At 40.2% G+C, this 23,639-nt stretch carries 23 protein-coding genes and 1 tRNA gene; 18 read left to right on the forward strand and 6 right to left on the reverse strand.

What is annotated here, in order from left to right; translation table 11 throughout:
- The first annotated feature begins 98 nt into the window (after positions 1-98).
- From EQG49_RS12310 to EQG49_RS12320, 3 genes are all read left to right on the forward strand, one after another.
- Positions 99-1,337 carry an Ig-like domain-containing protein gene (locus EQG49_RS12310; protein WP_133364258.1) on the forward strand — a complete coding sequence of 413 codons (1,239 nt, stop codon included), beginning with the start codon at positions 99-101 and terminating at the stop codon, positions 1,335-1,337.
- Positions 1,338-1,419: 82 nt separating this feature from the next.
- On the forward strand, positions 1,420-2,418 hold the full coding sequence (locus EQG49_RS12315) for a nucleoid-associated protein (protein WP_133364259.1): 999 nt from the start codon (positions 1,420-1,422) through the stop codon (positions 2,416-2,418).
- Positions 2,419-2,471: 53 nt separating this feature from the next.
- Positions 2,472-3,269 (forward strand): DUF2785 domain-containing protein, encoded by a 798-nt coding sequence (locus tag EQG49_RS12320; protein WP_165964896.1) that lies wholly within the window; start codon positions 2,472-2,474, stop codon positions 3,267-3,269.
- Between the two features lie 145 nt (positions 3,270-3,414).
- Here the strand turns inward: EQG49_RS12320 and EQG49_RS13790 are convergent, their stop codons facing one another.
- Positions 3,415-3,579, reverse strand: coding sequence for a hypothetical protein (locus EQG49_RS13790; RefSeq protein WP_165964897.1), 165 nt, complete (start codon positions 3,577-3,579; stop codon positions 3,415-3,417).
- Positions 3,580-3,876: 297 nt separating this feature from the next.
- Between EQG49_RS13790 and EQG49_RS12325 the strand changes: the two genes are divergently transcribed.
- From EQG49_RS12325 to EQG49_RS12335, 3 genes are all read left to right on the forward strand, one after another.
- Positions 3,877-4,221 (forward strand): hypothetical protein, encoded by a 345-nt coding sequence (locus EQG49_RS12325; RefSeq protein WP_133364261.1) that lies wholly within the window; start codon positions 3,877-3,879, stop codon positions 4,219-4,221.
- Positions 4,222-4,418: 197 nt separating this feature from the next.
- Positions 4,419-5,024, forward strand: a complete 606-nt coding sequence (locus EQG49_RS12330; RefSeq protein WP_133364262.1) for a nitroreductase family protein — start codon at positions 4,419-4,421, stop codon at positions 5,022-5,024.
- Between the two features lie 274 nt (positions 5,025-5,298).
- Complete coding sequence (locus EQG49_RS12335) at positions 5,299-6,099, forward strand: hypothetical protein (protein ID WP_133364263.1); 801 nt, start codon at positions 5,299-5,301, stop codon at positions 6,097-6,099.
- Between the two features lie 128 nt (positions 6,100-6,227).
- Here EQG49_RS12335 and EQG49_RS12340 read toward each other — a convergent pair whose 3' ends face one another.
- A complete protein-coding gene (locus tag EQG49_RS12340; protein WP_133364264.1) occupies positions 6,228-7,532 on the reverse strand; it encodes an ISL3 family transposase in 1,305 nt (434 codons plus the stop codon).
- Between the two features lie 768 nt (positions 7,533-8,300).
- Between EQG49_RS12340 and EQG49_RS12345 the strand changes: the two genes are divergently transcribed.
- Complete coding sequence (locus EQG49_RS12345; protein WP_133364265.1) at positions 8,301-9,395, forward strand: NAD(P)/FAD-dependent oxidoreductase; 1,095 nt, start codon at positions 8,301-8,303, stop codon at positions 9,393-9,395.
- 46 nt (positions 9,396-9,441) lie between these two features.
- On the opposite strand, the gene EQG49_RS12350 is transcribed toward EQG49_RS12345, so the two are convergent.
- Positions 9,442-9,828, reverse strand: a complete 387-nt coding sequence (locus tag EQG49_RS12350; RefSeq protein WP_133364266.1) for a ribonuclease HI family protein — start codon at positions 9,826-9,828, stop codon at positions 9,442-9,444.
- A gap of 15 nt (positions 9,829-9,843) precedes the next feature.
- Between EQG49_RS12350 and EQG49_RS12355 the strand changes: the two genes are divergently transcribed.
- From EQG49_RS12355 to EQG49_RS12390, 8 genes are all read left to right on the forward strand, one after another.
- Positions 9,844-10,227 carry an EbsA family protein gene (locus EQG49_RS12355; protein WP_279232811.1) on the forward strand — a complete coding sequence of 128 codons (384 nt, stop codon included), beginning with the start codon at positions 9,844-9,846 and terminating at the stop codon, positions 10,225-10,227.
- Between the two features lie 17 nt (positions 10,228-10,244).
- Positions 10,245-10,721, forward strand: coding sequence for a signal peptidase II (lspA, locus tag EQG49_RS12360; protein ID WP_133364268.1), 477 nt, complete (start codon positions 10,245-10,247; stop codon positions 10,719-10,721).
- The gene (locus EQG49_RS12365) at positions 10,721-11,653 is read left to right on the forward strand and encodes an RluA family pseudouridine synthase (protein WP_133364269.1); all 933 of its coding nucleotides are present in this window, start codon (positions 10,721-10,723) and stop codon (positions 11,651-11,653) included. Before lspA ends, EQG49_RS12365 begins: the two co-directional genes overlap by 1 nt.
- Before the next feature lie 660 nt (positions 11,654-12,313).
- Positions 12,314-12,829, forward strand: a complete 516-nt coding sequence (pyrR, locus tag EQG49_RS12370) for a bifunctional pyr operon transcriptional regulator/uracil phosphoribosyltransferase PyrR (RefSeq protein ID WP_133364270.1) — start codon at positions 12,314-12,316, stop codon at positions 12,827-12,829.
- A 41-nt stretch (positions 12,830-12,870) separates the two neighbouring features.
- Positions 12,871-13,947, forward strand: a complete 1,077-nt coding sequence (locus tag EQG49_RS12375; RefSeq protein ID WP_133364271.1) for a carbamoyl phosphate synthase small subunit — start codon at positions 12,871-12,873, stop codon at positions 13,945-13,947.
- Between the two features lie 3 nt (positions 13,948-13,950).
- Positions 13,951-16,440 carry a carbamoyl phosphate synthase preATP-grasp domain-containing protein gene (locus EQG49_RS12380; protein ID WP_133364272.1) on the forward strand — a complete coding sequence of 830 codons (2,490 nt, stop codon included), beginning with the start codon at positions 13,951-13,953 and terminating at the stop codon, positions 16,438-16,440.
- Positions 16,441-16,964: 524 nt separating this feature from the next.
- Positions 16,965-17,420, forward strand: coding sequence for a hypothetical protein (locus EQG49_RS12385; protein WP_133364273.1), 456 nt, complete (start codon positions 16,965-16,967; stop codon positions 17,418-17,420).
- A gap of 69 nt (positions 17,421-17,489) precedes the next feature.
- Positions 17,490-17,578: transfer RNA gene (locus EQG49_RS12390), tRNA-Ser, on the forward strand.
- A 187-nt stretch (positions 17,579-17,765) separates the two neighbouring features.
- On the opposite strand, the gene EQG49_RS12395 is transcribed toward EQG49_RS12390, so the two are convergent.
- Positions 17,766-17,948 (reverse strand): site-specific integrase, encoded by a 183-nt coding sequence (locus EQG49_RS12395; protein ID WP_133364274.1) that lies wholly within the window; start codon positions 17,946-17,948, stop codon positions 17,766-17,768.
- A 703-nt stretch (positions 17,949-18,651) separates the two neighbouring features.
- Between EQG49_RS12395 and EQG49_RS12400 the strand changes: the two genes are divergently transcribed.
- Positions 18,652-18,969, forward strand: a complete 318-nt coding sequence (locus tag EQG49_RS12400) for a hypothetical protein (RefSeq protein WP_133364275.1) — start codon at positions 18,652-18,654, stop codon at positions 18,967-18,969.
- 145 nt (positions 18,970-19,114) lie between these two features.
- Positions 19,115-19,930: an AAC(3) family N-acetyltransferase gene (locus EQG49_RS12405; protein WP_133364276.1), complete on the forward strand. Its 816-nt coding sequence runs from the start codon at positions 19,115-19,117 to the stop codon at positions 19,928-19,930.
- Between the two features lie 242 nt (positions 19,931-20,172).
- Here the strand turns inward: EQG49_RS12405 and EQG49_RS12410 are convergent, their stop codons facing one another.
- Together EQG49_RS12410 and EQG49_RS12415 are read right to left on the reverse strand one after the other, a co-directional pair.
- A complete protein-coding gene (locus EQG49_RS12410) occupies positions 20,173-20,835 on the reverse strand; it encodes an ATP-binding cassette domain-containing protein (RefSeq protein WP_165964898.1) in 663 nt (220 codons plus the stop codon).
- A gap of 12 nt (positions 20,836-20,847) precedes the next feature.
- Positions 20,848-21,603 (reverse strand): hypothetical protein, encoded by a 756-nt coding sequence (locus EQG49_RS12415; protein ID WP_133364278.1) that lies wholly within the window; start codon positions 21,601-21,603, stop codon positions 20,848-20,850.
- Positions 21,604-22,856: 1,253 nt separating this feature from the next.
- Between EQG49_RS12415 and EQG49_RS12420 the strand changes: the two genes are divergently transcribed.
- Positions 22,857-23,531 (forward strand): hypothetical protein, encoded by a 675-nt coding sequence (locus EQG49_RS12420; RefSeq protein ID WP_133364279.1) that lies wholly within the window; start codon positions 22,857-22,859, stop codon positions 23,529-23,531.
- Positions 23,532-23,639 lie beyond the last annotated feature (108 nt).

Here is a 23,639-nt window from a genome sequence, read left to right on the forward strand (position 1 = left end):
CTGGCCCTGTTCGCTAAATGCGAGTAGAAAGCGCAAAAATAGTTCACATTTGCTTGTTATACTAGACGTACGCACTAATGATGCGATGGAGGGTCAATATGAAATTAAAAAAAATCAGTGCGCTGAGTTTGGTGACGGTATTTGCGCTAAGTGCGTTGGGGACACCCGTCCACGCCGCTAAATTACAAAAATTACCAGCGAAAACCAGCGTGTCAGCATTGTATGTTAATAAGCAAACGATTACCGGTTCGACGGCTAAAGGTGCAACCATCAAGTTGGCCAAGAGTAACGGCAAGTTAGTCAAGCAAGTTAAAGCCAACAAAAAGGGTAACTTTAAGCTTAAGCTAACCAAAAAAATTAAAGCGAAGAAGAATCAAAATTTTAAAGTTACCATTACGAAAAAAGGTTACAAAACTAAGGTCTTTTTGGTAAAAGCCCAAGCCTTCCAATTTGATATTAATAAAGTTTATCATTTGAAAAAGGAAATTAAGCTGAAGACGGCCGCCAAAGCAACCGTGACCGTCTACCAAGTTAGTGGTAAGAAGCAGATTAAACTAGCAAGCAAGAAGGCGACTAAAGCCGGGAATGCCACAATCAAGTACACTAAAAATTTAAAAGCTGGTTCAAAATTGGTGATTAAATCAACCTTGAAGAAGCAAACTTTAAAAAAGACGGTGAAAATTGCTAAATCCAACGTACCAACGCTTAGTGGGATTGCCAAGGAATATTTTGCTGGGACCATTAATTTAAAAGGGAAGTCATTGAAAAATGCCACCATCAAAATTAGTTACCAGACCGCAAGTGGCAAGCAAAACGTCAATGTTAAAACTGACAAGCAAGGTAAGTTTACCAAGCAATTGAAAAATGTGGCCGCGGGGACGACGTTAAGTGCCCGGGTTGCCAATAACTTAGTGGGTACCAGTAAGACGGTGACAGCTAAAATTTCGGCCCACACAGTTGTATTACACAATCATAGTAACTTAACGGCGGTATTTAAGGCGAATCCCCACATGGTAGAATTAGATTTAACGCAACTGGATCTGAAGTCCGATCAAGGTGATAAGATGGTGGAATTAGTGGACGCCATGCATAACCTGGACAACCTGGCGACCATTAATTTTGCTGGGGCCACCGTTAATTTCAATAACTTATTAGTGTTGAACGACCAATTGAAATCTAATACACCACTTTCAATTATGGGGACGTTTACGTCATTAAATTTAGAAAATGTTCAAATTACTAATTCTAACTTTACGAAGGATGAATTGGAGCAAGAACTGGCCAAAAGTTCAATGTTTGGTTATATCAGTAACTGGAATACGGTTACAGTTAGTTAATTAAGCGCAAAAACAATCACACGCCGTGGTTGTTTTTTTGTATAATGAGATGATGAGTTTTCAGGGAAGATGGTAAATAAAAATGATTATCAAGCACGCAATACTGCATATTTTAGATAAAAACACTGGTAGTTTAGTGGCCTCACAAGGGGAAATGGATTTTAGTCAACCTGGGTTGCATGAATACATTGAAAAAATCGTCATGAAATTACAAGGGGGCGACTATAAGCCAGGGCAGTTAACCGATGCTGATTTTTTGGCTGGTTTAGTCAGCGACAATGGTTTGAGTTTTGTCGATAAAACGACCCAATTAGCGAATAAGATTTATGATGTGATTGCCCCAGCTGAAGCGATTCCCGCGGGTGACTTGCTAAGTTTTGAGTACGCTGAAGGAACGGATGATTTCTTTGGCCTGGTAAAGATTAACTTCGCGCCGCGTTATGCCCACATTGTGGATTATGAAGACGATCAAATGGTTAATAAGTTGGTCTTGAATCAAGCTGTATTGCCAGCGGGCACGCAAAAACCCGACGAAGGAATTTTAGTTAATCTGATGGATGGTTCGTACCAATTGACGGAAAAACAGTACTTGATTGATGGCCACCGAGTAACCTACTTTTCAAAAATGTTCTTAGAGTTGGAACCAGAAGTTTCGGTGAAAGAAAATATTCAAACGATTAAGAAAACAGTTAAAAGCATCGCGGATAAATTTGATGTTGAAGAACATGAAGTGATGGCTAAAACGCAAACGGCAATATATGAAAGTCTTGAAGCCAACGGTAATATTAGTACGGATTTGATTGGTGACACCGTGTTTAAAGATAACTACTCAGCCAAGCAGGCGTATCAAGCAGCCGTGGTCGACAAGGAAATTCCAGCGGAAGTGCACGTCGACAACACAGAACGTTATGAAAAGAAATATCGCCTGCAACGCTTCAAGTTGGACTCTGGTATTGAAATTTCGATTCCGATGGATATTTATCAAGACCGTAGTAAAGTTGAATTTATTAATAATCCCGATGGCACGATGTCATTGGTGATAAAGGATATTGATTCGATTATGAATAAATTTACATCTTAATCGACGTTGAATTGAATCGGATGCTGAAAACGTTGTACCCATGGAGGGGAATTATGTTAACTGAACAAATTGAAGCAGTATTAGCGAGTACCAATCCAGTTAGTGATGATTTACTTGCACAGATGTTAGCCAATATTGGTAATCCGAACCCCAAATTACGTGATGAAGTAATTTTCAACGCGTGGGGGGAATTGATTAGCAATAATCGCCTTACGGATGAGCAATTACACGCGCTCTTTTTACAAATCTATCAAGACCAGCGTTTATTTATTGGAATTGGTGGTGAAGAATCGGATGCGGTTTTTACACGTTCATTTACCGCTTTATTGCTGATGCTCCTGGTTTATCGCCACTTTGAAAACCCTTGGTTAAATGATTCTGAAGCGGAATTATTAGCAGAAATGGCCTTGGATTATTTAAATCAAGAAACCGATAAGCGGGGCTTTGTTACTGATAAGGGATGGGCGCATGCTTTTGCGCACGGGTCGGATTTTTTGGCAAGCGTCGTTGCGTTGCCGTCATTCGATGAACAAAAGGTTGGGCGCGCTTTAGCGGCATTAGACCGTGCTTTATTGGAATTTGGGCCATTCACGGCTGGTGAAGAAGGGCGCCTTGATAATATTTTGATTAAGCTCATGGGTGAAGATTGGCTACTAGAAGACGAACTCTTACAGTGGTTAGATGGGCTATTAGAGCAAGTGCAAGGCGACTTTACCAAGGAAGAAGCAATTTCAGCGTTTTTACGTTCGTTCGTATTTAAAACTGATTTTGAAGGTCTAGCGAGCCAAGAATTTAATCAACGTGTTAATGCATTTTTGGAAGACCGGTATAAGCGCACCGGTGGTTTATAAAAAATAAATAAAAAAAGCTCGATTGTCTACTTGGGGAGACATCGAGCTTTTTAGGTTGGCTTAGAAGGTATACCGCCGCTGGGTGTATTAATAAATTTATGTACTAAAAAAGTGATTAAGACCGGCGTCCTAATCACTTTTACAATTATTTGTGGAAAATGAAGCTAAAGATGCTCTTGTGTTCAACAGGGTGAACCATGGCAGCATTATAATTGAAGTTTGCTGAACGGTTCATATCTGCGAAAACAGTTGGATCGACGATTGAGCCTACTGCCATTTTTGGACCGTTGTTGTGAATGTTGTTTGTCATGATTAATTAATTTCCTTCCGTGTTGGTTTCGTAACTCTATGTATTTATTATAACTAGTACCACACAAAGTTGCTTGTGAGTACGATAGTAGTTCAGTGAGAGTTTCATGAGCGTTGCATGGGCACTTTCTCCTGAATTAAGACACAAAATGGGCAACTGCTCACAAATGGTATTCAGCAAGACAAAACGGGCAAAATTTGGCCATCATGAAACCTTCACGCTTTGTTCCCGGAAAAATAACGGCAACGGCTTATAATAAGGCTAATGCATATTGCAAACAGAAACGGAGGTAGCCACATGAATGGCAATCAGTATTACCACAAACACATCGATAAGGTGATTGATAAGTATAACGAACTCATTCAATTGGTCACGCAAAGTTCATTAAAACCAACGGTGGTGTCATATGAAAATATCTTGGCCGGCTTTGATTTTTTAATTGGCCGCGAACCTGAAGGCTGGGGCTGGGTTGGTAACTGGAACCGGCGCGAATTACAACGCTTGCGGCTGGGGATTGTGAAGGAAAACGGTTTTCGGTCGGAACAACACAAGGGTGAAGTGATTGATTCACTGGAATTGTTACGGGCTAAGTATGAAGATGTTGGTGGCGGTTTAATGCCAACTGATCCGTTTGACCAATAGCGCCAAATTTAGTGGGCAACATCTGGTAGCGGCTTGGGTATGAAAGTATTGTGATAATGCCTTGTTCGGTGCGTGGCGCTAATTAATGATTTGAAAATGTAAAAAAATTTCTGAAAACCCTTTACATACTTTTTGTAAGAGTTTATACTTACTAATTGTTAAGAAGTTATATGGAAATTAAAGGGAGATTTATAAACATGAAAGATACATTTTTAAACATTGAAAAGAACCGTCGCACAATCTACGCTTTGGGTAAGAACGTGGAATTGTCAAACGACGAAATTGAAAACTTGGTTAAGGATGCTATCAAGGAAGCTCCTACTGCTTTCAATAACCAATCAACACGTGCAATTGTATTGTTTGGCGCAAAGCATGACGAATTCTGGGACATCGTAGTTAACCGTTTGCACGACGAAGTTCCTAACGAAGAAGTTTACGCTAAGACTGTTTCTAAGATTGACAGCTTCAAGGCCGCTTTCGGTACTGTATTGTTCTTCACTGATACTGATATTGTTAAGTCATTCGAAGAAAACGTACCATTGTACGCTGATAACTTCTACGACTGGTCAGAACAAGGTATCGGGATTGCAAACTACGCATTCTGGTTGGCATTGACTGACAACAACTTGGGTGCATCATTGCAACACTACAACCCAATCGTTGACGAATTGGTTGCGGATGCCTTCGACGTACCTGCTAACTGGCGTTTACGTTCACAAATGCCATTCGGTTCAATCGAAGCCGCTGCTGGCGACAAGGATTACATCCAAGACGACGAACGTTTCCGTGTACTTGGCAAGTAATTTAGTTTAATATAAATGATAAATCGCTATCCAAAGTAAATTTGGATGGCGATTTTTTTGTGGTATGCTGGGGCATTGAGGTGGGATAAAGCAATATGTATAAAATACTCCAAAAAGTCATAAAAAATTCAAATATCTAAGCTTTAATGAATATATTCAGTAATTATTATTGGGTGTTGGACGTGTAGATGACATTAATCAAGTTACAGCCACTAAAGATTGTGGTGTAATTCCAGATGGATTTGATAGTTGCCAGATGATTAAGGAGCACATTATGAAAAAGAAAAACGTTCTTTTAGGAGTATTAACAGTTATTGCTGGTGTGTCTTTTGTTAGTAGTGTTTCCGCTGCGAATATTGCTAAAAGCTACATCACATCTAAACCAACATATGTGAAAGCCAAGCAAAAGATTGCGGTAGGGTACACTGGAAATAACGGAAAGAAGAAAGTTTACGTTAAAAAAGGAACGATTCTTCGAGTAAACCCAAGTAAAAATGCGAAAGGGGTTCCAACGTTTAGTTTTGATGCTAATACGTTAAGCTCAACACAGTTGAATAAGAAAAAAATTAATGTGACAACAATTGTAACCGCTAAGAAAAAATATTTTGCAATTGTTAAGCCTAAAACAAATAGTATAAATGGTTGGCAGTTCCGGAATACAGGTGCAAAATTAACAATAAGTGATTTTGAAGAATGGCAATACACACCAACATTTTCGATTACGACTGATGGCAAATCATTGAAATATGATAATGATGGTGAAATATCTGAACACAAAATTATTAAGATGACGAAAAAGGGTTCCAAATATACGGTTATCTATAAACAAAAATTACCAAATTTTAAAAATATAAAAAGCTCAAAAAATAAGGGAACGTACAAACTCACAATACAAAATAAATTTAAAAAGGCTTATCCATTTAAAAATATTAGTGCCGAACATTTAGCACAAATTCTCGATGCTGGTTATTCTATCAGTAAGGAAGATAAAAAAATTGTGATTTATCAGTATAAAATTAATGATAAGACGCTTTTTTCGAGACGTAATTTACCACAATATGGACAGTTTGTTTAGCATAATTTGTTATTAAAAATGAATCACACACTGAAAACTGCATTGAATCCGGCTCTATTCCGTCTGACGTGGGTTGGGCGAAATTAAGCTTGTGAAATAACCCTGGAATCTTAACGGATTTCGGGGTTTTATTCTGTCATCAATTTAGTGAATTGTGATGTTAAAACGTGTTTATTTAATAATTGGAGACGAATTCGATGGAAGAAGTTAGCGGGTTTAGCGTAACCATAGGCGGTCCGTTTCATTTGTTTGATACGTCGATTAATGCCTTCAATACGCCCGTTACTGGCTTTAACTCTAAACGATTCAATGATGCCACGTCTGTATTTCTTATAAGTTTTGATGACCGTATCCATGGGCGTGCCAGTAGTTTTATAGTTTTTAAGTAGCGCGACGAATTCATCTTCCTTGCGGCTGTTTACGGCCCGTAAAATAAGCTGATAGATTTCGCAAGCAATGCCCAAGTTTGGGCATTGGGTATAGACCTCATCAAGGATGTCGATGGTGAAAGCGTATTGATTAATGCCTTTGAACCAGCGCGATGCGAAAATATCATACTTTGACTCGTTGGTTAAGAAAAGTTTCCAGTTGGACTTGAGAATTTTGTAGATTCGAGTACGGTTGTCGACAGTGTTTTGGTACCCAGTTCGGACAGATTGAACGGCTTTCATCGCCAGTTGGACAGTATGAAAGCGGTCGATAACGACCTGTGCGTTAGGAAACATCCGCCGGACAACAGTTTGATAGTTGGCGTTCATATCAGTGACCACAAGTTTCACACATTTACGATTTTTTAACGAGAAATTCGCCAAATAGCCCCTAACTTTAGCGTTCGTGCGCTCTGGGAAAATCTCGATAAAATCAGAATTCGAGCCATTGATCATTTCGAGCCGTAGCGATTTCATGTATTGAACTTCATCAATACAAATAACTGGTGGGAGTTGTTGTTCATAGTTTGGCCGGTAACGGTCAGCTGTGGCGTTGAGAAGTTTATGAATCTTAGTGTGTGATAGTTTGAGGATATATGAAATCAACTTGGCTGAGATATCAAATCGTGCGAGGTCGAGTATTTGAAGCAATAAAGGGCGTGTAATTTTAGAATTGTCCCGTAAATCATGGGATTGGGCGACAACAGTACGGGCGCAGCCGTTACACTTATAACGTTTTTTGTCGAGATGTAGGACTTGATGATAACCGTTTGTGGAAGGCAATACGTGAACCGAATATTCCGTGGAATGGCGATACAAACTTGAATGAGCACAGTAAGGGCAACATTCAGGCATAACATCAAGCGTAGCGGCGTAATTAAGGGTTGCGTAATCATGTTTGTCATTCTGAGTAAGATAGTTGAACTCACCATCATCAGTAATGTGAAAATTGAAATTTGGGTCTGTTAATCCAGTGGCACGTAAGATAGAATTATTAGTGGGCATATGTCGTATTTCCTTTTCTGTTTGTGTGAGAACTTCAGAATAACAAGGAAAGACGATGTATGTCTTTTTATTTTGGGAAAAGTTTGTGAAATTTGAATACCAAAAAAGCGTGAGATATTGAAATCCCACGCTAAAAAAAATACAGCCTTGAATCCTTGTACTTAAGGGTTTGGGAGCAGTTTTTTTGCAACCATGTGCAGTAAAAAGATCTCAAAAGATGATATTAAAAAGGTGGCTGTGGAATAAACGCAAAAATAGTCCTATTTCGTCTGATGTGGGATTTATAAAATGTGATGAGATGTATGATGCCACTGCCTGCTCAAACTAACGAAGAGGCTGGAAACAGGCTGGACTTTAGCTCGCACCGTGATGGCATAATCAGTAACGGTGTTCGTTACTGATTATGGATTTGTGAAAATGGTTACCGCATTAGCGAACCAAGCTTCGCAAACATTTGAAGACCGCACTGTGGCTTCAAATGCTTGTCTTCCATCACGGTGTCCAGACTGGTTCCAGCCTTGTAGTGGGAATCAATCTGAGACACATATCCAAATTCCACGCTAGAAAAATTTTAGCCAAAAATAGTAGTGGGCTAAGAATAAACAACAGCTTACTTGAAATTTGTCTAATACAAACATGTATGTCGCAACAAAAATCACGTTTGTTTTTCTTTTATCGAAGTAGTTGGTAAAATTTTGATATAATAGAGTAATTAAATTAAAAATTGAGGAGTATGTTACGTGAGATTCGCGCAACAGCAAATGATTGATGACTGAAAATTTGAAAATTGCTGTGGTTGGGGCAGGGATTGTTGGTGCAACAACGGCATATTACTTGAAAAAACATTTACATGCGGACGTGGTGGTTTTTGATGAGGCAACTGGTCAAGCAACGAAGGCATCAGCTGGGATTATTTCGCCATGGCTTTCTAAGCGGCGCAATAAGCGTTGGTATGAATTGGCCAAGGACGGTGCGGCGTTGTATCCAGAATTAGTAACGGATGCAGGGTTAACAACGGCGGCCTATCGACAAAATGGAACGATTATTACGCGATCAACGAAAGAAGATTTGACCGAATTATTGACGTTGGCTTTGACGCGTTCGATGGCAGCACCAACAATGGGGCAAATTCGGACATTGTTGCCTGCCGAAATCACTGAGCTAGTTCCTGGGGCAACGAATGTGAAGCCAGGCGTGTTTATTAGCGGTGGTGCTGAAATTGATGGGGCTGAATTTGTCCGTGAATTATTGGCTGCGACAGATATTGATGTGCAAGAACAGGCAGTTACTTTAACTGCGACAGGTCAAATTGACGGCGCTGAACACTTTGATAAAGTTATTTTGGCCGTGGGCGCGTGGCTGCCTGCGGTGTTAGCGCCGTTGAATTTAGACGTGAAGGTTCGGCCACAAAAGGGACAATTGTTGGAACTTAAGGTACCCGCATTCAGTGCGGATATGCAACAACCGGTCTTAATGCCCGAAGGCGAACGCGACTACATTCCAGCCGGCCATGGTAAATTAATCATGGGTGCCACGCATGAAAATGACATGGGTTATGATTTGACGGTAACCGACGAAGTTAAAAAGGATTTGTTTGCTAGTTCCGTCCGGATTAATCCGACACTACGTGAAAGTGATATTACGGGTGTTCGTGTCGGCACGCGGGCGTATACCGAAGACTTTGCGCCGTTTTTTGGCCCATTGCCAACGAATACTGATGTGCTGGTAGCTAGTGGTCTAGGTTCATCTGGCTTAACGACTGGCCCATTGATTGGTAAGTTATTAGCTGAGATGGCAACAGGGACAACGATTGACGTTGCTAAATATACAAAGCCAATTGAAAACTATATCCAACCTGAATAGGAAGTATAATAAAAAGTCCAGTAGCCGTGATGACTGCTGGATTGGGTTACATTGCGTGAAGCGCTTGATTCGCCAGATTGTGTGCGCCATGATTGTCGCGTTCGGGCAACCATTGCGAAATAACCAATGAAAATTGATCCTGGATGGCATTAATTTGGTCAACGTAAGCTTGAAAATTTTTGGCGTAGCCGGTTGTTAGGCTATTATCGACGATTTTACTGTCGGTAAAAAAGAAGATTGATTCGTTTGGCTGGGCATACTTTGGTAATTGTTGAAAAGCAATGAGGGCGGCGGCAAATTCTGCCTCGTGATTACTCATTTGTCCCAGTGGAAATTTTAGTTGGATTTGTTCGGTGTCGGTAACGACGAGCACGCCGGCTGCACTCGGACCGGGATTCCCGCGCGTCGCTGCATCAGTATATAATTTAATCATATAGAAAACCTCGAGGTGAGTTATTTGAAACCTATACAATCATTTTACCAACCGAGCGGCCTAATGTGTATCGTTAGTTGGAGTTGGGTCCTCTGCATTGGGTTACTATCATTAATCATTCAACTTGAAATTACCCACTTTAATTTCTGGTCGGCGGTGACCTTAGTATTATTTATTTTGTTGGTGATTACCGCAATTAAACGCCGCACGATTTACGTTGACAATAATAAATTGTTTTTGGGGCGCATGTTTTATCATTTTGATACCGTTGATTTAGCCCAATTAAAAGACGTTGTTTTTACGAAACATCAAATCAAATTTACGTTGAATGGTGAAAGGTACCAATACTATGTTGGTGCGGCCGTTTTAGATCAACTCCGGCGACAATTAAATAATTAATGAGGGAAATTCATTCCATGAAGAAAAAATATTTAGTACGTGATATTATCATTGCGATAATTGTTTTAATTGGTGACCAATTATTAAAGGTCTGGATTCAAGGTACGCAACTAGGTGTCCACGGCCAAACCTTAGTCGAACAAAAATTAATTCCCGGTGTCATCAGCTTAACTAAGCTACATAATGATGGTGCTGCTTGGAGCGTAATGTCGGGGCGGATGTGGTTCTTTTATGTTGTTAGTGCGATTGCGATTATCGTGTTAGTTTACATTTATCGGCAAACATATGGGCATCGCTGGTTTAACATTTCATTAGCGCTCATGATTGCAGGAACGCTGGGTAATTTAATTGACCGCGTACGGCAAGGATTTGTCGTGGATATGTTTGATTTACAATTTATTAACTTTCCCATTTTTAATATCGCTGACGTGGCCTTAACGGTTGGTGTAATTGGCTTGTTTATTGGGATTTTGACGGATCGGGAGATGCAATAATGGATGAAACAACTGTGATTATCACCGACCAGACTGGCCGTATTGATAAAGTTTTAAGTGAAGAATTTGCTGATTTTACGCGCTCACAACTCGCCGATTGGATTAAAGCGGGGTTAGTGACGGTAAATGGTAAGACCGTGAAAACAAAGTATGCCGTGAAAAATGGTGATGCGATTGTGATTAATCCCCCAGCACCCGTTGAATTAGATTTGACGCCGCAAGACATTCCGTTAGATATTGTGTATGAAGACGATGATTTGTTGGTGGTTAACAAACCCCAAGGCATGGTTGTGCATCCGGCTGCCGGTCATGAAGATGGAACGTTAGTGAATGCGTTGCTTTTCCATAGTCCACTTTCAACTATCAATGGCACTTTTCGACCAGGGATTGTGCACCGGATTGACAAGGATACCTCAGGATTGTTGATGGTCGCTAAGAATGACAAGGCACACCAAAGTTTGCAAGCCCAATTGAAAGCAAAGAAGAATTTGCGTGAGTATATTGCGTTAGTGCATGGCAATATCAAAGAAGACCGGGGCACGATTAATGCGCCACTTGGGCGTTCGACAAATGATCGCAAGAAACAAGCAGTCGTCAAGGACGGTCGCGACGCAGTGACCCACTTTGAAGTGTTGAAACGCTACGAAGGGTATACTTTAATTAAAGCCATTTTGGAAACTGGGCGCACCCACCAAATCCGGGTTCACCTAGCATACATTGGCCACGCTCTAGCGGGTGATCCACTTTATGGGCCTAAGAAAACATTGGCCGGTAATGGTCAATATTTGCATGCCAAGACTTTAGGATTAACCCAGCCAACGACCGGGGAAGAATTGGTCTTTGATACGCCATTACCAGATTGGTTCCAAGCTGCTTTGGGCAAGTTAAAACCAGTTGATGACGGTAATGAAATTGACGTTAGCAGCTTATAGTTACAACAACCAAAAAGATTGATTTATTAGGCATTTAAGTGTACATTTGTAATAGAAGATTTTCCTTAACTTCGTCCAGAGAGACGAGAGGATTTCAAATGTGCTTTGACTTTGAAAACACCACTCGCCAATTTTTGACGGGTGGTGTTTTTTAGCTCTATTCCTTCTGCCGTGGGCTTGAATAAACTTGGCCACTACGTGCCAACAAATTGCTTGGTGCACCACGCTGGAAGCAACCTCCCAAGCCAAAATGCGGTCTTGGGAGGTTCGGATAAGCTGGGAGTCTAAGGAATAAATTCCTAAGACTCCTCATCTTACCCTCAGCGGAAATATGTGCTGCACACATATTCCCCCAGTCGCGGTGTAAAGGCTGCGCCCACCAAGCAATTTGCCGGCACTCCGTTAGTTAGTAATAATGCTCAGGCTAGAAAAAAGTCGTTGGTGGGCAAATCGAGCAGATTGGTTATCACTGATTTTGTGATGTGCTCAAACTAGTGGCTAGGATATATTCCGTGATACGTGAGTGCGCTTAAACAAAAGCATAGAAATGAGAATCCCACGTCAGCCGGAATAGAGCCTATTTTTTTGATTCAGGAACCAAATTGCGCTGAAATTTACATGAGAATGAGCATATAAAATGCAACTCAATAGGAGGACATGATGGCAAAACAAGTAGTGGACGCAATGGCAATGCAACGGGCATTGACACGGATTACCTATGAAATTATCGAACGTAACCGGGGGATTAACGAATTAGTGTTAGTGGGAATTAAAACACGTGGGGTTTATCTCGCTAATCGGATTGCTGCGCGTTTACAACAGCTTGAAAATACTGAAATTCCAGTTGGTGAATTGGATATTTCGCATTACCGTGATGACGTTGAAAACCCTGATCACGGAATTGTTGACATTGATGTTGATTTAACCAACAAGCGCGTAATTTTGGTCGATGATGTGTTGTATACTGGTCGGACAATTCGGGCAGCTTTGGATGCAATCATGGATAACGGGCGCCCCGCAAGCATTAATTTGGCTGTGCTGGTTGACCGAGGACACCGTGAATTACCAATTCGGGCGGACTTTGTTGGTAAAAATATTCCAACGGCGCAAAACGAACGTATTAAAGTTGAAGTCGAAGAAATTGATGGCTCAGATGGTGTTTATATCGGCGAATAATCACATTTTGAAGATTCAACTGAAAGGAGCGTTGCGTTAATATGAGCAATCGCTATTTAATTTTAGCTGATGGTAGTACCTATGAGGGGGTTGGTTTTGGTTCACGTGCCACGACATTTGGGCACGTCGTATTTAATACATCCATGACCGGCTATCAAGAAATTATTACCAATCAGATTTATCACAACCAAATAATTATTTTTAGTGCACCAACAATTGGTGCGGCTGGGATTAATCATGATGCATATGAGTCAATTATGCCAACTGCCAAAGGGGTCATCGTCCGCGATGTGGCATCAGTTTCGACTAATCGGCAAAAGCGTATGAATTTGAATGAATTTTTGACGCAACATAATATTCCCGGAATTGCGGGAATTGATACGCGGGCATTAATTCGGCATTTGCGTGAAACTGGTCCGCAAAAGGCTAGTATCGTTGATTTTCCCGACGACCACGCATTTGACCAATTAAATGCCACGGTGCTCACTAATCAACAAGTTGCTGCTGTGGCGACACCACGCGCATATCCGAACCCAGGGAATGGGTTGACGGTCGTCGTGATTGATTTTGGCTTGAAACATGGGATTCTGCGCCAGTTGGGGCAACGGGATGCGGATGTAACGGTCTTGCCATACACAACCGATCCAGAAGCAGTGCTGAGTCTGGATCCAGATGGGGTTATTTTTTCAACCGGGCCTGGTGATCCGCGCGATTTACCAGAATCCGTATTTGAATTAATGCGTGTCTTACAAACGCGGGTACCACTGCTTGGAATCGGGTTGGGGCATGAAATCTTTGCTTTAGCTAATGATGCCCAATTAATTGAATTACCATTTGAACATCATGGGACTAATCACCCCGTCAGTGAAGTTATTACGAACGCGCTGATGTATGTCAGTCAAGGAGCCGGTTACGCAATTGATCCGGTGTCAATTGATCATAATCGGTTGATTACAACACACCTTGATGTGATTGATGGTTCAGTTCAAGGGTTGCGGCACCGGGATTTCCCTGCCTTTTCAGTGGCCTTTTTCCCAGATTCTGCCCCAGGACCTCTAGAAGCAACCGATGTCATCGATGATTTCTTTGACATGATGGATACGAAGGACAGGTTCTAGCTGATGTTGAATAAAAAAATTAAAAAAGTTTTGTTAATTGGTGCGGGCGCTAATGATTTTGGCCGTGAGTCAGAATTAGATACGGCGGCCTACCAAGTGATTGATGCTTTCAAACAGTTAGGGATTGCGACCGTCTTAGTTGATGACAATCCATATTCCTACGCGTTGGAAAGTGACCACACCACGGCCTATATGCGGCCATTGACGATGCGCAGTATTCAAGAAGTTATTGATCTTGAGCACCCTGATGCCGTTTTTCCGGCCGTTGGTGGTACGACCGCATTTCGTTTAGTCGAAGAATTGATGCAAAATGATGATAATGAAAAGCATATTTCATTGTTAGGGGTCAAACTAAACACGGTCTCAATGATTAACAATCCAGGTTTGTTGAATGAACGTTTACGGGCAATTAATGAACCTGTGATTATGTCACAAGTCGCCAATTCGATTGAAGCGGCGTTTGATATTGCGCGGACTGTGGGGTTCCCGGTTATTGTTAAACCGGTGGCACCGCAGTTTGAGGCCAGCCGCCAACAAGCTAATGATTCAGATGATTTGGATCGAGCGCTGACAGTTGCTTTCCGCCAAAGTTTGACGAACCAAGTTGTGATTGACCAAGGCATTAACGGGTTGCGTGAAGTTGGTTTGGAAGTTATGCGTGATATGCGTGACACGAAGATGTTTATCGGGGCAGTCGAGGATATTGATCCAATTGGTATTCATGCGGCTGACTCAATCATTGTTAGTCCCGTCCAAACGTTGACCGACCGCGAATTCCAACGCTTGCGTTCATCAGCATTTCGGATTATGCGCGCTTTGAATATTGTCGGCCTAGCCCATATTCAATTTGCCCTTGATCCAAAAACTGATACGTACTTTATTATTAAAGTTAGCCCATATTTTGACATGACCAGTGCGTTGGTCGCTCGTTCAACCGGGTATCCGATGGCATTAGTGATGGCCAGTGTGGTCTTAGGAATTCCACTGACTAAAGTACGCTTACCAAGTGTCTTTGCCAAAAAGATGGCGATGATTGAACCTGTCATGGATCACATCGTTGTTCGGTTCCCTGTGTTTGCTTTTGGTGAAATCGAAAATGCCGGCATCCAAGTTAACCGTGAGTTAAACACGATGCAAAAATCAGTCGGGTCAACGATTGGGGTGGGGCGTTCGATTGAAGAAGCGCTGGAAAAAGCAATTCGGGCGGCGCACTTTAGTAATCGGAGCTTTTCACCAACGATTATGAACGCCGTGCCCGAAAATGATTTGATTCAACAATTAATTCACCCCCGTGATAATCGGGTCTTGCTGCTAATTGAAGCATTACGTCGGGGATACACGGTCGATGAGTTAGCTGAATTAACGAAAATTGATGAATACTATTTTTATAAATTACAGCACATTATGCAATTGGAACGCGATGTAGCTGAACATCCCGGCGATATTGGTTTATTGACGCAAGCCAAGTATTACGGCTTGTCGGATGGTTTGATTGCTAAATTATGGCATCAGGAATTTGATGACGTGCGCCGACTTGGGCGGGAAAATAATTTGGTACCAACCTATAAAGCAATTGAACCTTCAGCTGGTGAGTTCCCTGAAAATGTGACGTTATACTATAGTACGTTTGAGATGGAAAACGAATCGACCCGGTTGAGCGAAAAACCAGTCCTTGTGATTGGGACGGGGGCATTTCGTCTCGGGGATGGGGCGAGTGGGTCATATACGACCGCAGTTGTATTGGATGAGTTACGCCGTAATAACATTCGCTCGATAATTATGAACAATAATCCCAATGATTTGTCATTAACACCCCAGTTGGCAGATAAACAATATATTGAGCCTTTGGAAATCTCGGATGTGATGAATGTGGTTGAGTTAGAAGAACCAGCAGTCGTCATTGTGCCGGGGAATCGGATTAAATTAATTAACGCACTCCGTGATCGTAAGGTGAATGTCCGCGTCTTAGCTAAAGAAAAGTACAGCCCAGCCGGCCCTGCCAAAGACGTGCACGAATATGCCGCCAACTATTTATACGATGGTAACCAATTACGGTTAATTAGTTTAACGGATCACGTTCAAGGTAAATTAATGATGGACCATCAAGTATTGACGACTTATCTAGCCGAAAATGTGCCGTTGCCAACACTGGATTTTGACACACCGGGGCTGTATCAAGTTGTTAGTGAGCATTTCCCATTACCACGGGACGTGCAAGCAAGTGACATGCGGCCAATGCCATATGGCCAAGTCGCTTTCATGAACAAAATCACCGGTATTAATTGGTGGCGTTTAATTATTCGGATGTTCATCAATGCGATGACTGAAACGGATAAGACGATTTTAGCCAAATTACCACTAGTACCATGGCGTTATCAAGTGAGTGAATTAGTGGCTAACGATACCGATTTCTATCAACATCTCCAACCAAACGCAACGTTGGACACGACCCAGTTTGAAATGGGCGTTAGTGTGCGGATTGTGAAGGATTAGCGATTGTATTCCGTTTGACGTTGGAATAGGTCACTGCGTGCCAGCAAACTGCTTGGCGCACCACGCTGGAAGCAGCCTCCCAAGCCAGAGTGCGGTCTTGGGAGGTTCGGACAAGCTGGGACTCTAAGGGGATAAATCCCCAAGAGTCCTCATCTTATCCTCAGCGAAAATATGTGCTTCACACATATTCCCCCAGTCGCGGTGTAAAGGCTGCGCCCGTCAAGCAATTTGCCGGCACTCCGTTAGTTAGTAATAATTCTCAAACTAACAAAAAACATTGTGGCCCGAAGCGTATTGAAAACCAACTAAGCCGCTGAAATAATGCGCAAGTTTAATCAAACAATTCGTTGAGGTGCAGATTTAATCAAATCGGTTATCATTGATTTGGTTATGTGCTCAAACTTAGTACGTAAGGGTATGTTCACTCCGGTGGGCATATCTTTTTTTATTTGGCGCCATTCGCGTTATAATCTAAGTGTAAATATATATAGCTTGCTCTCATTCATGAAAGGTCGGTGGATATCATGAACGCACATCATGCCGCGTCCGACATTCTGAAAACATTGGGAGCAGATCCAGCAACAATGAGTTCTAGTAGCGAAATTGATGAGTTCCCAATAACCACGACGCAATTAATTAACGTGATTGATGAATTGTATGGGCGAAATTTACTTAATCAACAATGTGAAAAACATCAAGAACCATGTTTACCCGCGGATTCATTGCCGGTGCAAGCATTGGATGGGTGGTATGACAAAACGGCAGAACACACACTCCGTGATTTACTACATGATCCAAGTGTTAATATTTTCAGTTTGAAACGGATATTATATAATTTGGCAACTGAAGACCAGAAGTATATGGCAATTGCTTTGCACATCAAGCAGCGGGGTGGGCAGTTAGTCGTAATGGATGGCTGCCACCGCTTTGTAATTTACCGCGCGTTAGGTTTTGATCAACCGGTACCAATTCAAATTTAAGATTTTTGAAACGCCACCTTTTCACGGTGACGTTTTTTTAGTATACTAGAAGATGTACTAATATATTTCGGAGATATGGCAGAGCGGTAATGCAACGGACTCGAAATCCGTCGAACCCGTGTTGAGCGGGTGCGCAGGTTCAAATCCTGTTATCTCCTTATTGTTTGTGAATAATGTAAAACCCTTAGGAATGCTGTTATAGCAACGTTTCTAAGGGTTTTTGTTTGCTTCCGAACAGGGGAACATACTTGCGTTTTTTGTCTATATTTGTCCATTTTTGGCGCCGCTTGGCGTCGAAATGGCGCCGAAATGGAAGCGCCACGTTGGACAAAAGACAGAAAATATTTATAGATTAGCGTTATGCAGTGTGTTTGCAACTTTATCCAATCCCTCAATCGTCCCTAAATTGTATTCTTGGGTCATAGTAATGGTTGCGTGGCCAACATAATTCATAACATCACGTTCGTTCATTCTAGCACTGATAGCAAAGGTGACGAACGCATGGCGCATCATGTGCGTGATATTCATTCATAAGTTGAGTAGGTAGACAATACCGGCAATGACTAGCGCGACCGTGGTTAGTATAGTAAACAGTACAATGAGTTTATCTAGCATGTTTGTGGCTCCTTTATTGCTTGTAGTAGTAATATAGTCGTAAACTACTAAGCGATAACACTTGATAGCTTACGACCATACTACTATAATGGTTTTAGTAGTACGGTGTTACTATTAGAAGTAATGCAGCAAAGTTTTAACTAACCAAACTAAGACGGGTGCGACCGTCACTATTATTTCTAATAGTTGGTATAAGAACGATTGCTTTAAGTTGTTTACGCTGTCAAGCAACCGTTCGTTAAACGTCCTTGAGTGTGGGAACACATCGAAGGGCGTTTTTTGTAGTCTCATAGGGTCTCATGCTATGGTTAGTGGTAGTGAGGCGCGTAAGCTGTCACGTTAGTAGAGCGCGTTGACGTTACCGGCTTGCCTGCTAGGGTATGTAATACAGCGTAATAAAATTACGTTAGCAAAGTGAATCGAGTGGCGCGCTGAAATTATAGAAGTAGCTGCAAGTAAATTATAAGTGGGACTCGAAAATTATTCTTGTACAGGACCATGGATGAAATCAACGAATGATTAAGCAATGGCGTAGAAACAAAATCAAACATTACTAGTATTGAAAATGATAATCTGTTAATCTTAGGAAAAATATGTGTTTGAATGGAGTTACTGGATGGCTAAAACTGTCTTAAAAGTTTTCGTGATGGGGGTCTTTCCAATTGTTGGCTGGGCATATGGCTGGTCTCAGTATGAATTAGTAGGTGCGATTCTATTTACAATTGTTGCACTAATCACGGATTATTTGCAATTGAGAAGGTGGGGCCTTGATTCTAGCGGGGCTATGGGAGTACTGAATTTGATAGTGGGATTAACATTACCAATAGCTGCTTTCGTGTACGGTTTAATTAACTATGACATCTGGGTCGCTTTAGGCATTTTTGGATTTGTAGCAGTCCCGGTATTCTTGTTTTTGAGTGTATCAGACATTTAAACAATAATTTAGTAGTCGTCAATTTAAGTGGTGACGACTTTTTTATAGATGGGGAAACATAAATATTTTGAGCGGAAATGATAAAAGGATGATAACATAGAATCATAATCTAATTAAAATATAATTTTTATTGAAGGAGAATGGAATGACCAGTAAATATGGGATGTCGGAATTACTAGCACAGTTGAAATTAGTCGGTATCGAGCAAGGTGACTCAATTATTGTCCATACCTCAATGAAAAGCTTGGGATGGATATCAGGAGGGGAGCGAGCTGTTATTACAGCGCTTTGTACAGCAGTTGGTGAAGATGGTAATGTTGTGATGCCAAGCCAAACGCCAGAGTTATCAGATCCATCAACGTGGACCGAAGACCCAGCACCAGAAGCTGAATGGGATGACATACGAGACAGCATTATGGGATATGACAAGATGTTAACCCCAGTGATTGGACAAGGTAGGGTTGCAGAATTATTTCGGACATATCCAAATGTTCTTAGAACCGAGCATCCATTGGACTCATTTTCCGTTTGGGGTAAAGATGCAGACGAAATAGCCACGCTTGATAATTATGATTTTCCATTTGGTGATGACGGGGTATTGGGAAAGTTGTATAAGCATGATGCAAAAATAGTGATGATTGGCACGGATTTTGAAACTAATACATCGATACACCTAGCGGAAAGTCGATTAAACCGGGATGTAACGACAGAAATAGCCCCCGTTGAAGTAGGATCTTTCTTAGAACCACAGAAACAACTGATTGAATTTAAAAATGTGGCTTTGGATAGATACGAAAACTTTAAAGCCATCGAAACGGCATTTCTTAATACAATTGAAAACAAGCGAAGTATCAAATTAAATAATGGGGAATTACGAACGTTTAGCATGCGAGATTGCGTGGACTTCGCATTTTCGTATTTAAAAAAATTAGATGCAGAACAAACTAAAAAAAACGCCTAAGGGCGGTTTTTTAGTTATTCATAAAATCTTTTCAATCAAAATAGGGATAGGTTTTGTTAAAGAAGTGAGCAATGCATTTTTTGTGTTGCTCATTTCTAATTACTTGAATGTAATCTTTTTCATATCAACTCTTCCTTTCGGTGTTACAGACCTGATAAAAAACAATTGTTGTTGTGTGCCCACGTATCTATGATTACAAGGCGTTTAGTGACTTCCGCTAAATATATTTCATCAAGCCCATTTTAAAGCCCTTTTTTAAACAGTTCTTGCAGCGTTTCACCGCCAACTTCATTCAAATACGCACTCACTAACCCATCATACACAACATGTCTATCCTTCAAATAGACCATATGCGTATCGTTTATTTGAATATCATCATATTGGTGTGTTGCTAAAATTACAGTTTTCCCGCTTTTAGTTAACCCGTACATAATATTCATGACCTTATTAGCCATATTAGGATCTAAATTGGCTAAGGGTTCATCAAAAATATACATGTCACGCGGAACTATCGAGCTAATCCAAATTGTAACTAACCGCCGTTCACCACCCGATAAATCACCAAATCTTTTATTCCAATTTTGTTTAATTTCTGCCGGTAAGGTCAAATTTTCGACACACTCAATTCCTGCAATATCGTAAACCATTCGAACCATATCTTGAATAGTGGCATCACTCATAAACGGCACGCCTTGCGTTTGGTATATAATTTCTTTATTCGTAGGAAATCCAATAAACTCAATTGGTCGATTATTATCCAAATTTGAAATTAAATCTAACAACACCGTTTTTCCGATCCCATTTCGCCCAACTATAATATTCATCATTGCTGGTTTAATATCCAGACTAATGTCATCAAATAACAACTGTTTGCCAATACTATACGAAAAATTTTTAATTTCCATTTTTTCTCCCATTTAAGCCCTTGAATATCTTGAGGAAATCGGTATTTTGTTAATTAGCACACCGCCGAGTAATGAATAGAGTACCATAACAACTAAAATAGCTAATACGTCATTAGTTGACATTACTTGACCAGACACCATGAAATCACCCAAATTGAGTACTAACGTTGTAACAAAATAATATGCATCCAGAGTATTCAATATTATGTTGAATATTAAATTATTTGTTTGTACGTTTAACAGTAATAATCCAAATAACAAATACCCCGTTAAATATATCGACATAGTTGCCACTGGAACTCTCAAAAAGAGAAAAATTACACTTCCAAGTGCGACAATAACATCAGCGCTAATTGCTACTATTAGCGCCATTGTTAACACAAGTAAACTAAAGGATTTAGTCATTACAAAGAAAAAAAGGCAAAATAACAATATTTGAACAAGGCTGCTCAACACTACAACTATAAAATTCGAAAATAATATATATTTTTTATCGCCAACAATAGAAGTAAACACCTTCAAAAAATTATTTTCACGAGTTGATATTAAATTACTAATCCAGCCATTTAATACTGCGCCAACAATAATATATGATAAATACGGCGATAGAAACACGATGCTATTCATTGTATCTGTACTATGATTTTGAGTTGTTGCTAACATATATAACAAGTAACCAACTGGAAATAGCAACGTGTAAATAAATGATGTTTTATTTGCAAAAAGTAATGCAAATTGAAATCTCGTGATTGCCTTTATTTTTTTCATGCTTTTTCCTCTCATTTATAAACCCATACGCCAATTGAAATATTTACCGTTCGAACACTTGTATAATAGTTCTTTAATAAAAAGTGTTCAATAGTTAATTTGTTCTAATAATCACTTATTGTATTCTAATTGTCAACCGCAAAAGGTAATCTGTTCATCTTTAACTTTTGCGGCTGACAATTAGCACCTTAAAGATACCTTTTGTAGTTACAGTTGGCGTGGCCGATACATAGCTGCAATGTGGATTTCTCCGGCGTTCTTAATAATCGGATATATACCGTCCCAGCCGGAATTATTAACAAACTAAAAAGCCTAAATTCATTAAACGTTGCGATATTATATAAATAGTTTAACAACTCCGCAGATGGAATACGAAATATATTTTAGGGGGTGTATTTTAGTGGTTTTTTGAAATTTAGCATAAAATACGGCAAAAATGCAGTGATTTTGGGTGTTTTTGCCTAGTTTGGGCTGATTTTTGGTAAAACCACTAGAATAAGGGGGTAAAAATATAATTTTCAATTTCGTACATAAAATATTAAGATTAGATTATCAAGTAATCACATGCGGGTAAGTGAATGACACGTATGACACGTCAATGACGGGTAAATGACGGGTAAATGACGCATAAATTGGGGTACGTGTCATAGTCACAAACTCAGTGGTCGCAAAGGCTCCAGTAAGCAATATGACAGGTAAGTAACTTTTTTGGTCTAATAAATGTGTGTATATGTATAAGAGTAAAAGGTTAGCCAATTTTGGGCCTGACGTGTCATTTGATAACAGTGACGGGTGTGACGGGTCAGTGACGCGTAAATGACGTGTGATTTGGGGTACGTGTCACCGCCTTGAACCTAATAGTATCAAGGCATTGTAAGTTTGTAGTGACGGGTAAGTAGCCTTTTTCATCTAATAAATGGGTGTATATGTATAAGAGTAAAAGGTTAGGCGATTTTGGGCCTGACGTGTCACGAATTGGTTGAAACGTTGATATTACTGGGGTTTGAGCGTGACGGGTGAGCAGAATTGAGGTGTCACAGGACGTGTCACGTGATAATTAAAGGGTAGGTGGCTGTCAGATAAAAGCAAGCCTAATTTAAAATTTAGCTGCAAATATCAAAGGCTGTCTATTAGCTGTGTTTGCATGACATGAATATGATTTTATTGTGAGTATATCCAGCAGGCAACATAGAGGATTAGGGGCGCAGTATAATGTGTGTATGGGAAACAATACAGATGGAGGTGAGAAACTTATGACAAAGCTATTACGGAACAGTTTATTATTATTACCACTAATTATTAGCCTTTTTGCCATACATGTTTATGCTTCTCCAATTTCGACTAACCCAACTAATGCAACAAATATTACTGGTAATTTCACGCCAACTAGCGCAATTAATATCCCTGGCACAACAATAAGAAAAGACGAATCAAATGGGGCGCAAAAATTGGCGCTTAAGACCAAATCAAATATGCCCGGATCAAATAAATCATATACTCCTCCAAAATATAGCTATTTTAAGGTGAAAGTAATTCTGCTGGCTGTTTTGGGTTTTGGATTTATAGTAATGATGTGGTTGTTTCTAATAGTGAGAAATAGCAAGGAACCCAAAATTAAAAAAGTGGATTTTGGGGTAAACTCAGTCGCGCTTAAACCGATTAATGAAAATAAAAAATTATGTGATTTTACCGCAAAACATTTCAATTTTTTAGTATTCATAATTACAATATTATTATTTGGTTTTTCAGTACGTCAATTAATAATCCAAGCCACTGGGTTAGTGATTTCACTAATGTTACTTGCCATTACAAACGTAAAGTTAGCAAAAATTGATTATCTGTTTTATTTTTTAAATACAATTGAGTTTTTGTATGTATTGATTGTACTGATTAATAACGCAGCTGCTCCAGGGATTACATATTGGTAAATACAATATGCGTATCAGAAAAATAAATCCTGGGATAAGCCCGGATTACCAAAAGTACCTGAATATGGAGTTGGAGTTGTAATTTAAATCTCATTGACAAGTCCTGAA

Source organism: Periweissella cryptocerci (genome assembly GCF_004358325.1).
Taxonomy (GTDB): Bacteria; Bacillota; Bacilli; order Lactobacillales; family Lactobacillaceae; genus Periweissella; species Periweissella cryptocerci.